Annotated in this window: 12 protein-coding genes; 5 read left to right on the forward strand and 7 right to left on the reverse strand. The window is 68.4% G+C overall.

Annotation, left to right across the window (positions count from 1 at the left end; all coding sequences use genetic code 11):
- Window positions 1–391: 391 nt before the first annotated feature.
- Window positions 392–2701 carry a SpoIIE family protein phosphatase gene (locus OHA88_RS02265; RefSeq protein ID WP_328623977.1) on the reverse strand — a complete coding sequence of 770 codons (2310 nt, stop codon included), beginning with the start codon at window positions 2699–2701 and terminating at the stop codon, window positions 392–394.
- Window positions 2702–2744: 43 nt separating this feature from the next.
- Window positions 2745–5081 carry a SpoIIE family protein phosphatase gene (locus tag OHA88_RS02270; RefSeq protein ID WP_328623978.1) on the reverse strand — a complete coding sequence of 779 codons (2337 nt, stop codon included), beginning with the start codon at window positions 5079–5081 and terminating at the stop codon, window positions 2745–2747.
- 463 nt (window positions 5082–5544) lie between these two features.
- Here OHA88_RS02270 and OHA88_RS02275 point away from each other — a divergent pair, with 463 nt between their 5' ends.
- Window positions 5545–5748, forward strand: coding sequence for a DUF5959 family protein (locus tag OHA88_RS02275; protein ID WP_328623979.1), 204 nt, complete (start codon window positions 5545–5547; stop codon window positions 5746–5748).
- Window positions 5749–5969: 221 nt separating this feature from the next.
- Here the strand turns inward: OHA88_RS02275 and OHA88_RS02280 are convergent, their stop codons facing one another.
- Window positions 5970–6839 (reverse strand): LLM class F420-dependent oxidoreductase, encoded by an 870-nt coding sequence (locus tag OHA88_RS02280; protein WP_328623980.1) that lies wholly within the window; start codon window positions 6837–6839, stop codon window positions 5970–5972.
- 293 nt (window positions 6840–7132) lie between these two features.
- On the opposite strand from OHA88_RS02280, the gene OHA88_RS02285 reads away from it, so the two are divergent.
- Window positions 7133–7621, forward strand: coding sequence for a transposase (locus tag OHA88_RS02285; RefSeq protein WP_443044152.1), 489 nt, complete (start codon window positions 7133–7135; stop codon window positions 7619–7621).
- Between the two features lie 30 nt (window positions 7622–7651).
- Here the strand turns inward: OHA88_RS02285 and OHA88_RS02290 are convergent, their stop codons facing one another.
- A complete protein-coding gene (locus tag OHA88_RS02290) occupies window positions 7652–8311 on the reverse strand; it encodes a DNA alkylation repair protein (RefSeq protein ID WP_328629561.1) in 660 nt (219 codons plus the stop codon).
- Window positions 8312–8549: 238 nt separating this feature from the next.
- On the opposite strand from OHA88_RS02290, the gene OHA88_RS02295 reads away from it, so the two are divergent.
- Both OHA88_RS02295 and OHA88_RS02300 read left to right on the forward strand, forming a co-directional pair.
- Window positions 8550–9332, forward strand: a complete 783-nt coding sequence (locus OHA88_RS02295; protein WP_328623981.1) for a hypothetical protein — start codon at window positions 8550–8552, stop codon at window positions 9330–9332.
- A 595-nt stretch (window positions 9333–9927) separates the two neighbouring features.
- A complete protein-coding gene (locus tag OHA88_RS02300; protein WP_328629562.1) occupies window positions 9928–11181 on the forward strand; it encodes a PP2C family protein-serine/threonine phosphatase in 1254 nt (417 codons plus the stop codon).
- A gap of 340 nt (window positions 11182–11521) precedes the next feature.
- Here OHA88_RS02300 and OHA88_RS02305 read toward each other — a convergent pair whose 3' ends face one another.
- Together OHA88_RS02305 and OHA88_RS02310 are read right to left on the reverse strand one after the other, a co-directional pair.
- Entirely contained in the window at window positions 11522–12286 is a 765-nt protein-coding gene (locus tag OHA88_RS02305; RefSeq protein WP_328623982.1) for an SIS domain-containing protein, read from the reverse strand.
- Between the two features lie 72 nt (window positions 12287–12358).
- Window positions 12359–13321, reverse strand: coding sequence for an N-acetylglucosamine kinase (locus OHA88_RS02310; protein WP_328623983.1), 963 nt, complete (start codon window positions 13319–13321; stop codon window positions 12359–12361).
- Window positions 13322–13416: 95 nt separating this feature from the next.
- Between OHA88_RS02310 and OHA88_RS02315 the strand changes: the two genes are divergently transcribed.
- Window positions 13417–14277, forward strand: coding sequence for a MurR/RpiR family transcriptional regulator (locus OHA88_RS02315; protein ID WP_328623984.1), 861 nt, complete (start codon window positions 13417–13419; stop codon window positions 14275–14277).
- A gap of 769 nt (window positions 14278–15046) precedes the next feature.
- Here the strand turns inward: OHA88_RS02315 and OHA88_RS02320 are convergent.
- Window positions 15047–15472 carry a hypothetical protein gene (locus OHA88_RS02320; RefSeq protein WP_328623985.1) on the reverse strand — a complete coding sequence of 142 codons (426 nt, stop codon included), beginning with the start codon at window positions 15470–15472 and terminating at the stop codon, window positions 15047–15049.
- Between the last annotated feature and the right edge of the window lie 304 nt (window positions 15473–15776).

Below are 15776 nucleotides of genomic sequence, written 5' to 3' on the forward strand. Positions count from 1 at the left end.
GGTCGGCTTCCGGGTGGGTGTCGTGGCCGCGAGGCCGCGGCCTGTCGCAGGGCAGGGCGCAGCGGCGGTCTCCGGTACTCCCGGGCAGGCATAGTTGGTGTCGGGGTAATTGATGTCGGCGAATTCCACGAGCAGGTCGTTCGCCCGTCGGCCGCTGTCCTTGAAATACGCCTTCCTACAATCCCTCCGCAACGATGTGCTGCAATTCTTGTTCGCCGGAACCAGCCTCCCGGGCGGCGAAAAGACGGTCGTCATGAACGGGCAGAAGATGCTGGGTAATCAGCCAGACGCGTCCGCCATCCGTCGTTCGTCCACCAGCCGGGTGGCGGGCCATAAAGCGGAAGGACCCCACATCGTCACCGACCGCCGGCCCGTTTCCGTGAGCTATCCGTCATGTTCGTCTGATGACCAGCACGGCCACGTCGTCGAGGTGGTCCACCGCGACCGCGGCGTCGAGAATTCGGTCGGCGATCGCCTCGGCGTTCAGTCCGTCGTGGAGAGCTTGGCCGGCCAGCGTTCCGGCCCGCTTCAGTCCGGCTTCCAGCGTCAGGCCCGGCCCTTCGACCACACCGTCGGTGACCATGACCAGCGCGGTGCCCTTCTCCAGCGTGAAGGTCTCCTCGAGGTAGTCGGTACCTGTCAGGACTCCCAGCACTGGACCGCCCAGCAGCTCGCGGATGTCACTGCTGCCGTCCTCGCGTGCGCACAGCAACGGCACATGGCCTGCGCTGGCGCCGGTGACCTGTCCGTCGCGTGGATCGACATACAGCATCGTGCAGCTGGCGAACCGAACCGCGTTCATCGTGATAAGCAGTTCGTTGGTGCGCGTCAGCACGGTTCCCGGCTCCGGTTCGTGCGGGGCGATCGCGCGGATGGAGGTGCGTACCTGTCCCATGAAGGCGGCGGCGTCCACGTCGTGCCCTTGGCTGTCGCCGATCTCCAGGGCCACTGTTCCGTTGGGCATCACGAAGGCGTCGTACCAGTCCCCGCCGATGTCGAGCCCGTCTCGGCTGGGCTGATAGCGGGCGGCGACCTCCAGGCCCGGGAGATGGTCGGGCAGCGTGGGCAGCATGTGCTGCTGGAGCGCCGTGGCCAGCTCGACGCGGGCCTGCTGCAATCGGATGCGCTTGAGTGCCTGGCCTGCTAGGTCGGCCAGAGTGCTCATGAGGGCGCGTTCGTCCGGGGGAAAGTGGTGCTCGCTGTCGTAGGTCACCGCCCAGCCCCCGAGCGGCTGGTCGCCGACCGGACTGAGGGGGATGATCGATATGGCGATGAAGGAGTCAAGGTACGGAATACTGACTGCCTGCGGCCAACGGCGTATGAGTTCCTCGTGGTTGGCGATGAATTCCGGCGTGCCGGTTCGGATCGCACAGGGCAGCGGTTGCGGATCGTCCAGAGACACGCCAGCCATGGAGTCGCTCTGCCGCGGGTCGACCCCGGCATCGGAGGAGGCGCGTAGCAGCCCCGTCTCATTATCGAGGAGTGTAAGCACGGCGCCCGTGCCGCCGAAGGTCGCGGCGACCCGGGTCAGGACGACCTGCCGGAGTTCCTGCTCGCTGGCGGCGGTGATCAGGGCGGCGGAGAAGTCAGCGATCTCGTCGGCACGCTGCCGCTCGGCAGCCAGCGTGGCCAGCGCTTTCTGTCGGTGCGCCTCGAGCTGAGTGTCGTCGCGGATCACTCCGAAGACCTGCTCGGGGCCGCCATAGCCCAGCTGGATCCGGCGGGTCTGGCAGGCGATATGGTGCCACTCCTCGTTCTCGGTACGGAACCGCAGGCTGGTCCAGGGGGACTGGGCGGCGGTCGACCGCACAAGCCGTCCCAGGGCCTCCCGGTCGTCCGGGTGAACTCGCCGGACCACCCTGGACAAGGACGCCGAGGCATGCGGGAACAGCAAGGCCAGGGCGGGTGCGCCACCCAGCCAATCCAGCTGATGCTTCCAGGGCGCGTACATCCACAGGCCGAGGTCCGCGGCTGCGGCAGCCAGCCGGAACGGGATCAGCAGGCCGCCCGGGTCGTTTCGCGCGTCCACCGAGTGCACCCACACCAGCCGCTCGCGACTTGCGGGATCCTTCACCGGCCGGGCCTCGATGAGGCTGATCACGGACGCTTCGCCCGGTCCGGAGAACTCCAGCACACGCATCGCGACGGTCTTCGTTGTGGCCCCGTGTATCAGCAGACTCTCGGCCGAGGCCCGCTGGGTTTCGGGCAGCAAGCCGAGGAAGTCGTAACCTACGCACTGCTTCGCCGGTCTGCCCAGCGTCGCGGCCATCGGGGCGTTGAGGGAGCGTATGGCGCCGTCGAGCGTCAGAAGAGCCGACGGGGTAGCCCATCGAAGGAATTCGTCCCAGGTGTCCATCGGTCGCTCCCTGACAATCCTAGGGCGATGACCCAAACGATCCTTCTCCATCGTATTCCGGTCTTTTCGCTGCGGCGCTCCGGAACGGGCTCGTGCACCCGCCCTGCGCTGACACGCTGCATCGGGGCCGTCAGGGGTGAAGCAACCGGCCGCGCTACGCCTGCGTGCCTCCGGCGGCGACAAGACCCGCGTCCTTGCAGTATCAAGGAGCCGGTCGAAGACCCACCGTTCCGTGCTGTGCCCGGCCGGCCGGCGCGCGCCCGGGATGCGAAATGACCCCGCCCAATTGGGGGCGGGGTCGTTCGTGGTGCTGAGCTTGACCCAGTGCGCGTCGCGGCGGCGCATTTCGCGATCCGGGACGCCGCGCGGCGGGCCCCGCGTGCCGGGCTCACGTAGGACGCTCGGCATCGTTTCGGTGCTCCGTTGATACCCCTGTTGGTTGCTCTACCCAGACGGTCTTTCCCTGCCTCTGGTAGCGGGTGCCCCACTGGTCGGCAAGGCTCGCAATGATGAACAGCCCTCGGCCTGTCTCGTCGATGGTGCGGGCATGTCTTACCTGCGGAGCGCTGGTCGCGGCGTCGCTGACCTCGCAGGTCAGCATCCGCTCGAAGATCAGGCGTAGTTGCAGGGGCGGAGCCCCGTAGCGGATCGCGTTGCCGACGAGCTCGCTGACGATGAGCTCGGTGGTGAACGCCGTCTCCTCGTCCACCCCCCAGGCCTTGAGTTGGCGGCGGGCCGCTGCGCGGGCGATCGGTGCGGCCTCGGGGTCCGCAGGCAGCGAGAGGGTCAGTACCCGATCTGGGGGCAGCGCCTTCGTGCGGGCGAACAGCATGAGTGTCTCGCCGGTCCGGTGGTCGTCCGGGAGGGCGTGCGCGATGTCGTCGCACAGGTCCGACAGGGGCCTTGTGCCGGCGCCGTCCAGGAGCGGGCGCAGTGCACCGGACGGGGCCAGGACCTCGTCCGCGAGCGCGGCCGTGCCCAATGCCAGAGTGCTTCCTTCTGGGAGGCTGACGGTGGTCGCGGGGAATGGGGCGTTGCCGGTTTCGGCGAGTGGGGGACCTGGAGGGACGGACAGGCCGGGCAGGCCGGCCGAGGTGCTGTCGGGAAGGACCGCGACCGGCTCGGGGAGGCCGGCGCGGGCGATGGTGCAGGTGAGTTCGACCGGGTCGTAGATCGCGATGACGCAGCCGGCGGTGAGCGGCTCGCGGTCCAGGGGTTCCGTGGGAGGCAGTTCGGCGTATGCGGCGGCGAGACGGGCTGTGGTGCCGCTGAGGCGGGCCAGCAGCTCGTCGGGCTGCAGGTCCAGGGCGGCGAGTGTATGGACGGCCGTCCGCAGGAGTCCCATCGTGATGGCTGCGGCGATGCCTTGCCCTGCCACGTCGCCGACGATCAGCGCGGTCCGTGCACCGGGCAGCGCGATGGCGTCGAACCATGCGCCGCCGCTCTCCGGAGACGGAAGGTGGAGTGGGCAGATGTCCACGGTGGCATGTGTGGCGGGTTGTTGGGGAAGAAGCCTGCGCTGGACGGTGCGCGCGATAATCCACTCGCGCATGAACTGACGGGCGTTGTCGATGCAGAGCGCAGTGTGGGCACACACTGCGGACGCCACCGCAACGTCCTCCTCTTCAAAGGGATCTTCTTGCTGGTGGCGGTAGAAGCTGACCACGCCCAGAGCATGGCCGCGCAACGCCAGTGGTGCCACGATCAGGGAGTGTGAACCGGACCGCCTGATGACTTCGGCTCGGGCCGGGTCGACGTCCAGCCACGAGCCGTCCTCCTCGATCGATACGAGGCGCGGCCGAAGGTCGGACAGGACGTGCGAGAAGGGGGTGCCGGTCGGCAGGGGGCGCACGACTCCGACCGGCTGACCCGCGATTCGGCCCTGGAAGGCGGTCCGACGCAGTGGAACGTCTCCGGGGACGGGCACCGGCGGGGGCTCGTCTCCGCGGATGACGTCTTCGATCACTTCGACGTCGGCGATGTCGGCGAAGGCGGGCACTACCGCCTCCACCAGCTCCTGACAGACAGCGCCCACGTTCAGCCGGTGCCCCACTTGTCTGCGGACCGTGTCCAGGAGGGCCAGGCGGTTCTGTGCGTTCTCTCGCTCGGTGACGTCGACGGCGGATGCCACCAGTCCGAGCACACGGTCGTGGGAGTCCTCCAGGCGGAAGTAGGAGAAGGACTGGATACGGCGCGTGGGCCGGCCGGGTGCCTTGACGTGCCGGACGAGCCGGTTCACCACCGGTTCTCCGGTCTCCATGACCCTTTGCGCCACGGCGGCTTCTTCCTCGGGATCTTCGAGTTCCCACGCTTCGGTGAAATGCTTGCCCAGCAGGTGCCCCACCGGCGTGTTGTTCAGTTCGCCGGTGGCGGTGCTCATGCGGACCACGCGCAGCTGATCGTCGAGGACGTGCAGTGCCACCGGGGAATGGGTGAACATGGCCTTCAAGATCGCCACGTCCTGCCCCGACATGGTGTCCCCCACTGAGAGCACCTGCCACACCACAGAAGTACCTCGCAGCACCGGCTTGACCAGCACCGCGGCAGCATCCGAGAACCTTTCCCGCCGCGACCCGCCGTCAGCGGCGACCTCACGCATAAGAGCTGCCACGGACCGGCCGACGGCCTCCTCGGCAGACCACCCGAACAGCTCCTCAGCCGGACGCCCCCACTCGACCACCCGGCCACTGTCATCGATGAGTACGAGCACGTCACCGCTGGGCATTCGAAAACACCTCCGCCCCCCATTCCTGCCCACCCATGCCGACGGCTGGCCCGCTCACCCCACAGTTACACCGATCGGCTCAGCCCGCTTCCCAGCGGGGCTGTCCAGGGTCCGGTCCACCCCCAGGCCGCATCCATGAGTCGACACAGGTCGTGCTCGGCCGGCCGATGTCCAGCCCGTTCCCTTCGAACTCAGCCCCGGACGCGCCGAGGAAGGCTGAGGTCGGTACGGGCGGCCGTGACAGCCCGGGCCATCTTGACCGTGCCGTTTGCGCCGGCGCCGGCTCGTGGAAAGCACTGGGAGCCGTAACGCCTACGGGCGTAACGGCTTCGCGTACCTGCATCTCCCGGCAGGCGGCCCGGTAGGCGGCCTGCTGGCATGCCGGGTTGCAGAAGGCCGGAGCCTCGGCGGGGCCGGTGCCCGTCAGCCTTGTGCGACGTGCTCCGATGCCGCCCGGGCGAGAGTGTCCCCGGATGGCGACAACAGCTTTCAGGCGCGTGTACTGGGGCGTCGGTCGCTGGGCGTGCTGCATCTTCACGACATTCTCGACGCAGAGGTCGTGGTCACGAGCATCTTTGTCAGCGGTCGACTGGCCATGTCCCTGTTCCCAGCTGCCTCCCGAACCGGCAGACAAATCGCTCTTCCTAGGAACCGACGAGGCCGCTGACCGCCCGCCGCCTGGCCCGAACCTTAACGCGACTGGCCGTCCCGGGAGCTCGGCCCACCCCACGACATCCGCTGTCCGGCGCCACACGACATGGCGGAGCCTGCGGACCTTCTCCCTGCTGCAGGACCAAGGCGCGCCCGTCGGGGCCCAGGCCAGTCGTCTTGTCCCTGGGAGACGCCTTGCGCTTGAAAGAGTGCGGCTGCTACTCCGGCCGGCCCTGGTTATTCCTCCGGGCGAATCCAGGTCCGGGCGAGTTCCGCGACCCAGGTGGCTGCCGCGTCGGGAGCGGGCGGGGGTGCGCCGACGACGACGAGTTCGGTGACGCCCGCCGCAGCGAGTGCGGGGAGGTGTTCCGGGATGCCGTCGCTCAGCGCGACGGCGACCGTGAGCTCGTCAAAAGCGCGACCGTGGCGGGCGCACTCATCGGCGAGAACGGCGACGCGCGCCGGGACGTCGGCCGCCGGGACGTTGAAGCCGTACCAGCCGTCGGCGAGCGTAGCCGCGCGCCGCAAGGCGGCGTCGCTGTTGCCGCCGACCACGACCGGGAGCCGGCCGCCGCGCAGCGGCTTCGGGTTGACCCGGATCGCGTCGAAGCGGGTGAACTCCCCTGTGAAGGAGGCCGGGTCCTCGGCCCAGACGGCGCGCATCGCGGCGAGGTACTCCTCGGTGCGCCGCCCGCGCTTGGCGAAGGGCACTCCGAGCGCTGCGAATTCCTCGGCCGACCAGCCGACCCCGACCCCGAGGCTGAATCGTCCGGCGGAGAGCACGTCGAGTGTGGCGGCCTGTTTGGCGACCAGGACCGGGTTGTGCTCAGGCAGCAGGAGTACGCCGGAGGCGAGCTCGATCCGGCGGGTGACCGCCGCCGCGAAGGTCAGGGCAAGCAGCGGGTCCAGCCAGTCCGCGTCCGTGGGCACGGCGATCCGGCCGTCCGCGGAGTAGGGATAGCGCGAAGCGGGCGCGTCCACGAGCACCACGTGCTCGCCGCACCAGAGCCTCGCGAAGCCGTGCGTCTCCGCGGCTGTGGCCACCGCACGGATCACCTCGGGATGGGCACCGTCACCGATACCGAGCGCGTGCAACCCCACTCGCATTCTCCACCTCCGGGCATCACCTCACGGACTCCTAACGAAATGATCGCTGTGGTGGTTGGATCGCTTCGGGATTTTGACGATCTGGGGGTGTCTAGTGGGTCGGTCGAAGCCGTGGGATGTTGACGACAAGTCGTCGTCGGTGATCGAACCGCTGCTGGCGAATCGCCTGGGAATACCTAGCGCAGGAGCTCGGCTTCGGCTCTGGCATGCCGTGCTGGCGCCGCCGGGCCGAGTAAACCGAAGCCGGGGTGTGGTCCCGCCTGCACGAAGTTCTGCTCGCTGAACTCCGCAGTGTGAACGCCCTGGACTTCTCCCGGGCTGCGGAAGACGACTTCCGCAGCCGGGCGTTGAGAGGGCTCCAAGACGGGACGAAGTCCTGTTGGCCGGGGCAGAGCGGCAGTAAGCACCTTCTGATCACGGATGCCACTGGGATTCCGCTTGCCGTCACGCTGACCGGCGGCAATCGTAAGAACGTCACCCAGTTCATCCCCCTGCTGGAGGCTGTGCCCGCGGTGCGGGGCAAGCGCTGTCGACCCCGGCGCCGCGCCGACGTTGTGCTCGGCGATCGCGGCTACGATCACGACACGTACTGCCGCCTCGTCCGCGCTCTCGGGGTGAAGCCGGTGATCGCTCCCACCTCGTGGATGCTTCGCCCCCGCCCGAGACACCATCCGCCGAAACAGCACGCACAACCGGTCCGGCAACAGCCGCTCAACCAGATCCGCCATACACGGCCCAACAACGGATCACACCGATCACGCCATAAGCAACGTCGCCGTTGACTAGCGGCACGAGTGTGACCGCGAACCTTCCTACTTATCGTGCTGTCGGCGCACCATCTCGGTGATCCAGATGGGCGCGAACGGAGACGTGCAGCCCGGGGAAGTCGGGTAGTCCTTGAGTACCTCCAGGCGCTCACCGATGCCGATTGCATGGATGCGGTGTTCAGGGTGCTCGATCCCGATCTGAGCCAGGCAGTGGTTCATCGCCCACTGCAGGCGATCCGGTGCGTCTTTCATCTCCGCCTCGACGACGTCCAACAGTCCTGCAAGGTCGAGGCCCTCGGGCTTCTTCGCCACGCGTTCGGTGGTCAGCGCCCAGCCGGCACTCGCGACCACTGGATCCGGATCGACGAACCAGGCCAGGCGCAGCTCTTCGGAGTGCGGGTTCTTCTTCACCACGTAGTTCACGAGCCAGTCGTGCACCTTGGGTGTGCGCGCCTCGCGCAACATGACGTCCAACTCGTCACGCTCGAACGCCTTCGGGCGGAAGATCAGGATCGCCAGCAGTCTCGCCGCGGTGTCATCCGTCTCCCAGAGCCGGCACGCGAGTTCCTGCTGCGTCTTCAGCCGCTTCGCGAGCGCGCGCAGCTTGCTGAGGTTCACGCCGTGATCGTCACCGTGTTTCTCGTTCACCTCGCGCGTCTTCGGGTCCTCGAGCTCAGCCAGCTCGGCCATCACCTCGGCCACCATCGTCTCGGCCACCCCAGCCTCCTGTCCCTCAGGTGCGCGATACAGCCTATGGCGGAAGTCGGTCTCCTGTCGTACACGACGGTTCCACGGCAGCCACCGACACGAAGTCCTCCGTCCGTGCGCCCCCCATCGTGCTGGGTTTGCCGGGATCCGGAAGCCGTCCCTCTCACAGACTGCCGTGCGACCTGGGTGTATTCCTGTCTCCGGCTGATGGAAGCTAGGGCGGAGGGGGTGGGCGATGACAACAGCGCGGGCGAAGGCTCACAGCACGGGCGGACTGCCGAGCAAGGACGGTGCCGACCGGCGGTCGCCGGGTCGGGCGAGGTTCATGGGCGTGCTGCTGATCCTGCTGTCCCTGATATCGGCGGCAGCCTGCTACTTGGTGTTCTCCTGGTGGTTGCCCTCCGACAGCGAGCGCTACCAGGACTACCGCGCGGCCGAGGCGTGCTCCTCCCGCGCGATGGAACAGGGGCAGACGGACTGCCTGAGTACCTGGCACCTCACCGTGGTGAAGACGGTGAACAAGACCTCGGGCAAGAGCTCCTCCTACGAGGCAACCCTGAAGGATCGGGACTCCTGGCAGGGAACCGTGTCCTTCGGCGACCCGGGGCCGCTCTTGGAGCGGCTCGCGCCCGGCGACCAGGTCACGGCCACCGCCTGGCGGCGCGACATCGTGGTGCTCAGCAAGAGCGGCGTACGGCAGAACACCTCGGAGGCGCCCCGTGACGAGCTCCAGATGAACGCTGCCATCGGCGTGCTTGCCGCGCTCGTCGCGGCTCAGACCTTCGTGTTCGGTGCGGTGCGTCTTGCCCGGCCCCGTGACTACGAGCCCTTCACCTGGAATCCGTACGGCAAGCGGCTGCTCATCACCATCACCGCGGTCTGTTTCGGGGTGGGCCTGCCTGCGACGTGGATCGGCATCCCGTGGTGGACCGTGCCCGCCGTCGCCGTACCCGTGGTGGTGTGCGCGGCGGGGCTGATGCATCGCCGCGCACGGCCCCGAGCCGCAGGCGGAGTGTGACGGCCCTGGTGAATGCCGGTGTGCTGGTGTGAGGGGCATGTGAGTCGGACAAGATCAACCCTGGGTATTCAGCGGAATTGGGTGACCTGACGCTCCGATAGCAGAAAGGAGCCGTTGACCTGCAAGGATGCGAGTGTCGAGATCGTATCCGTAGCAGTGAGCAAGGCACCTTTCCGGTGACTGAGCGTACGGGGTGGGATCGTAGGCTGACGGGAAGAGGCTGATCAGGCGTGAAGCACGATCGCGACTGCCAGTTGGACCAGCACCCCCGCACGTTCCCGCCGCCCGACCGCCGTGCTGGACGGCAGTACGTTGCCCAGCGCCCCGGTCAGACCTGTGAGATCCGCGCACCGGCGCAACAGGACCGGCTCCGCGGGCAGCGGTCACCTTCAAGAAGATGTTCGGGTTTCATCCGGGCGAACCGCCAACCCACTCACGCGCTCACGACCGCTGAAGAATCGAGGATATGCGAACAGGGGACTTCACCGCCGACGGGTTGTCTTCGTCCGCGCCCACGCCCAGCGGCTGCGGTGCCCGGAGTGCTGACCTGCCCGGAGCGCCGCTGGTGCTTATCGTGAAAGAGCACATGATCGACATGGCGTCGCGGGCAGGGGGCATCGTGAACGCATCGGGGATCGACTACGAGGCGGTATTCCAGGCGCTGCCGGGCGCGGTGGCCCTGTTCACCACGGACCTGGTGTACGTCGACGTCAATGAGGCGTTCCTGAGCAGCATGGGGCGTACCCGTGACCAGGTGGTAGGCCGCCACCTGTTTGATGCCTTCCCCGACGACCCCAAGGATCCCGCCGTGACCGGCATGCGCAAGCTGCAGGCATCGCTGCAGTGGGTGGCTGCCACCGGGGAGCGCGACGCCATGACGCTGCACCGCTACGACGTGGAGTACCCGGACCGGCCCGGGGTGTGGGAGGAGCGGTACTGGAGTCCGGTCAACGTCCCCGTTTTCGGCCCGGACGGGCGGGTGGCGCTGCTGCTGCACCGGGAGGAGGACATCACCGAGCTGATCCGCACCCTCACTGACCGAGGCACCGGTGACCGGCCGACGGTACTGGAAGCCGAGCTGTACACCCGGGCTGGGGAGCTGCAGGGGGTCAACGAACGGCTGCGCGAGGCCCACGCCTGCGAACACGAAGTCGCTCTGAGGCTGCAAGAGGCGATGCTGCCCGCCCCCGGGCCTGTCAGGCATCACCGCGCAGCAGTGCGCTACCGCCCGGCGGTCGGGGGGCTGAACGTGTGCGGGGACTGGTACGACCTCGTCGAGCTGCCTGGCGACCGCATCGCGGTGGCCGTCGGCGACGTCGTCGGCTGCGGCCTGCCCGCTGCCTGCGTCATGGGCCAGCTGCGCAGCGCCCTCAGCGCCGCTTCCCGCGTCGCCGACGGCCCCGCTCAGGCCCTGGAAGCCCTCGGCCTGTACGCCCGCTCGGTCGACGGCGCGGAATCGACAACGGCCGTCTTGTCCGTCATCGACGGCACCAACCGCACCATCGCCTACAGCAGCGCCGGCCACCTTCCGCCAGCCCTGCTGCACCCCGACGGCACCGTGGACTTCCTCGACCAGGCCACCGACCCCCCACTCGGCGCCCGCCCCGAACACATCCCCCGCCCCCAGGCCGAGACCGCGTTCACCGAGGGGGCCACCCTTGTGCTGTACACCGACGGGCTGGTCGAACGCCGCAGCGAGGACATCGATGCCAGCCTGACCCGGCTTGCCGACTCCCTCACACGCCACCGGAGCGCCGACCCCGAAACCCTCGCCGACGCCCTCCTGGCCGACCTGACCCCACCGGCCGGTGCCACCGACGACACCGCCCTGGTCGTCCTCCGCCTGTGACAGAGGCGGAGGACGACATCGCTCACCGCCGCGTCGCCGACCGCCAAGCTCCTTGGCCTATCACGACGGCCCGCTGTTGGCTCCACCGTCCCCGTGACGGCCCTGGAAACCTGCTGAGAGCCATGGAATCCGCCCAGGCGCTGCTCCCCACCGGTAGGCGATGGCCTCCTTGGGCACCCACTCGGCAAGCCGTTGCCACGACACTTCAGGGTCACGGTGGATGCCGGGAGCGGGCCCGACATTCACCACGGTAGCGACCGGTGACCGACGCCTGAACGGCAACGCTCGCACCCGAGCGCAGGGGAGTTCCGATGCAGGCAGGTTCCGCTGGGCATGGGGGTCAGTGACCGTTGCGGTGCAGCCGCCCCTCGTAGTGGGCTTCCAGCTTCGCGTTGCGCTCGAAGCCGCCCGGCAGATTGGCGGAGATGTACACGGGCACCTCGTGGCCCCCGGCCATGAGCAGGGCGACACTCTCGGCCAACACCATCTGCACCAGCGTGGCCGAGACGATGGTGGACACCCCGCACAAAGTGCCGCCGCCGGGCAGCGGCAGCAGCGCGTCACCGGCGGGCGCGCAGTTGTCGAGCACCACGTCGGCGAGGTCGGCGAGCCGCTGCCCGCTGGGATGCAGGGCGGGGACCGAACGGGTGTGCTCCAGCGAAGTGAGCGCCACCAGCAGATGCCCCTCGCCCGTCACCAACTGGGCGAGATCGACGATCGAGTTGTTGACCCCCGAATTCGAGATGATCACAAAGAGGTCCTGCGGGCGCGGGGTACTCAGTTCGTAGAGCCGGGCGGCGAGTCCTGGTCGGCGTTCGAGCAAGGGATCGTCGAGCACCGCACGGTCCTCGCCGCCCCGCAGCACGAGGTCGGCGAGGCTCATCCGGTTGGTGGGGATGAGACCGCCCGCACGCCCGGCGATCTCCAGTGCGGTGGCCTGCGAGTGCCCCGTGCCGAACGCGTGGATCACTCCGTCCGCGGCGACACAGTCCGCGAACAGCCGGGCGGCGGCGGCCACCGCGGCCGCGTTGGTGTCGATCGCTCCGTCCAGCGACGCGCGTGCCCGGTCGGCGAAAAGCTTCGCGCTGATCTGCGGTTCGGCCATGAGGATCACCACTCTCGTGCGATTGATTGATTCAACAGATATCGATTCGGATGAAACAATGAACCAGCCACTTCATCGCGTCAAGAGCCGGGCCAGCGCCACGGCCCCTGCGGCGCCGTCGCGCACAGCGGCGACACGCAGCCCCATCGGCCTCACGCGTTCCGCCAGGCGCTCCGCCAGCGGCCCCTCGGGTCCTATCAGTCCTCCGGTGGTCACGAGGAGTTCGCCGCTGCGCGGGGCCAGCGCGCCGACCTTGTCGGCCAGTTCATCGGCGGCCCGGTCGAGCAGCGACCGCGCCGTCGGATCGCCATCGGCCCCGGCCGCGACCACCAGGGGACTCAGCCGCGCCAGCGCCACCGGAGGCCGGGAGTAGGCCCAGTCCGCGATGGCGTCTCTCAGGCGAGTGCGCTCCGCCAGCGGCAGGCCGGCATCCGGACTGTCGGGAGTGATCTGTTCCAGCACCGATCCGACCAGTGGTCCCCACGGCCCCCGCCCGTCCAGCGCAAGCACGGCGGCCCGCACCGCCTCCCGGCCGAGCCAGAACCCGCTGCCCTTGTCGCCGAGCAGCCAGCCGTGTCCGTCCACGGTCTGCGCGCAGCGCCGCCCCACCACCCGGCCGGCGATCGCGCCGGTCCCGGCGATGAGGACGAGTCCGTCGGCGGGCGCCCCCGGCCCCGAGGCAAAGGCGACGTCCGCGTCCCCGTACACCTCGGCCGCCACGGCGCTGATGTCCAGTGCTTCAAGAGCCTCGGCCAGACAGGAGGCCGCGGTGTCCCGTCCGCGCCCAGGCCCGGCGCCCGCGAAACCGCCCGCCACCGCCGTCACTCCGCTACGCACACCCTCCGGTGCGGCAGTGCCCATGGCCTGGGTCAAGTGCCGTACGAGATCGGCAGGCGGCACGCTGAGTGCATTGCCGGGGCCGCTGTCGCCCATACCGACCACGCGGCCTCTCGCATCGGCGCAGTACGCCCGTACCCGGGTGCCGCCCGCGTCGATTCCGATCACCAGAGGTTGTTCGAAGGATTCAGAAATCACGCTGCATAGTGGTTGGTAGAGTCACGTCCAGACAAGAGATCTTCCGAACCCGAATTCACTTGGGCGCCACCGCATCGAATCGAGCCGAGTCCACCGTGATCACAGACCTGATCCACTCCGAACTGCCCAGGCTGACCGTCTCGCTGCGCAAGGTCGGCGAGCAGGTCATGGCCGATCCGGCGGCCCTGGCCCACACGTCGGCGGCCGACCTCGGCCGGCGCACCGGGACCTCGCAGGCGACCGTCACCCGCTTCTGCCAGGCCCTCGGACTCGACTCGTACCAGGCGCTGCTGCTCGAACTCGCCAAGGAGCAGGGGCAGCTCCCGCAGGAACGCCCGCTGGGGCCGGACATCGGTCCCGACGACAGCCTGGACCAGGTCATCGACGTCATCGCACACGCCGATCTCCAAGCCTTGCGCGGCACCGTGGAACGGCTGGACCGTAACGCACTCGAGAGTGCGGCTCGGGCCCTGGCCAGGGCCCGCCGCATCGACGTCTACGGAGTGGGTATGTCCGGGGTCCTGGCCCGTGAGGCAGAAGCCCGTCTGTTCGGTATCGGCTGCCAGGCCCGGGGCTGGACCGAGGTGCACGCCGCGGAGACCTCGGCGTCCCTGCTGACGCCCGCCGACGTCGCCGTCGCGCTCTCGCACTCCGGCAGTACCCGTGAGGTGCTGAGCCCTCTTCAGCTGGCTGCCGAGCGCGGGGCCACGACCATCGCCATCACCTCGGACCCGCGCTCACCGGCCGCCCAGGCCGCGGGAATCCACCTCGCGTCGACCTCGGCGGAAACGAGCTTCCGGCACGGAGGCTTCGGTTCGCGCCACTCCGTACTGCTGATCATCGACTGCCTCTACGCGCGGGTGGCCCAGCTCTCCTACGACCGGGCCACCGCGTCGATCGCCCTTACGGCGCACATCTCCGAAGAACATGCGGCGAGGCCGCGCCGCCGGACGTGAGGCGCGGCCCCGTGCGGGTTACGCCGAACGTTCCGTAGTGCTTGACGGTGATCTTGCCGGTGAAGTCGTTGTGCCACGGGCCATAATCGCCGGCGAGCGAGTCGCGCCCATCGTCTTGTCGATGCAGCCTTCCCCACCGTGGCCCCGTTGACGGAAAGGTGCCGGCGGCGCGCTTGTTGAGCCCTCCGCAGTCGTAGGCGAAGTCGAGGACGTGCAGTCGTTGGGCGTCGCCATGTGGCGATGCTGCATGGCGTCACCAGTCTGCCTCACCAACCCCGAGACGAAATGCCCTGGTCGACGGCAGAAGCACAGGACAGGGTGGCGATGACGTCTTCGCCCCTCCCCCGGAACTCGAGCACAGCACAGTCCGCCCCAAGCACCGGACACCCTGCACACCCACCACGTGGGCGCCGCGAACCTTGCGGTTCTTCAACCAGGTCGCCAGTCGGCTCGCGCCGACCCGGCCCGGGCCGCTCGGCTTCCGGTAGCCGGTCAACAGAACGAGCGCCGTGGCGAGAGCCGGCCATGAGGCAGCCGCGGTGACCGGTCCAAGGCCCGGCACTCACCAGAACAGGCCACTCGACAGCATCACGCGGTGACGTTGTGTTCGATCGTGCGGCCTCCACAGAGCCCTTCTCCTGGTACGGCTACACCCAATAGGGCCGCTCAAGACCGCCTGCGTATGCCGTCGTTGATGGCACATGGCGCTGTCAGTGTTGGTCGCCCCTGCGGGCCCTCGGACGGCCCGGAGACGGCCGCACTCGGCACGTCAGCCGTCGTAGAGCTCGGACTTGGTCAGATCCTTGGCGAGCCGCCAGCCGTCTCCTGCTGACTCGAGGATGAAGAGGTGGGAGCTCACGTAAGGTTCGGTCGGCTGCGAGTCCTTGCCGGACAGATCGGTGGCGTACGGCGTGGTGAACTCGTCGACCCATACCTTGGCCCGGTCACCCTGCATCTCGACGTCGGAGATGGCAGCCCTGGCAATGGCCTTGTCCCACACCTTGTCCGCTGGTGGCTCATAGCTCCGCCACTCCGCCGTGGCGAGGTCGGCGTCGCGCTGGAAGATCTTCAGAGCCGCTTGCTCAAGCGACTCCCGCTCTGCTGTCTCGATCCTGTCCTGTATCACCAACGTGGCCGGCACGGCGGCGAGTAGAGCTGCCACTGCAGCCAGAACCAGCTTGTGCTTCTTGTCCATGGTGCCCCCACCCTGAGCTGCGGATATCCCGGTCAGACGTTCGCCAGTGCTCTTCCGCTTCGCCTCCGGCCTACCGCTCCCTCGCCCTGAACCACCGGGCAGCAACTATGGCGAGACCTGCGATGGCAACGACCGTGACGGCTGCGGCGATCATGGCTCCCGGGCCCATTGTTCCAAACATGTTCGTCTCCTTAGTTGCCTGATGGCAGTACCCCGCGACTCACGGTCGTGTTCCGCGTGGAGATCAACATGGCACCCCGCTCCTGCTCGTGGAACCCGAAACGCAAAGTCTTGAGGACCATCT

Origin of the sequence: Streptomyces sp. NBC_00353, assembly GCF_036108815.1 — a bacterium.
Lineage (GTDB): Bacteria > Actinomycetota > Actinomycetes > Streptomycetales > Streptomycetaceae > Streptomyces.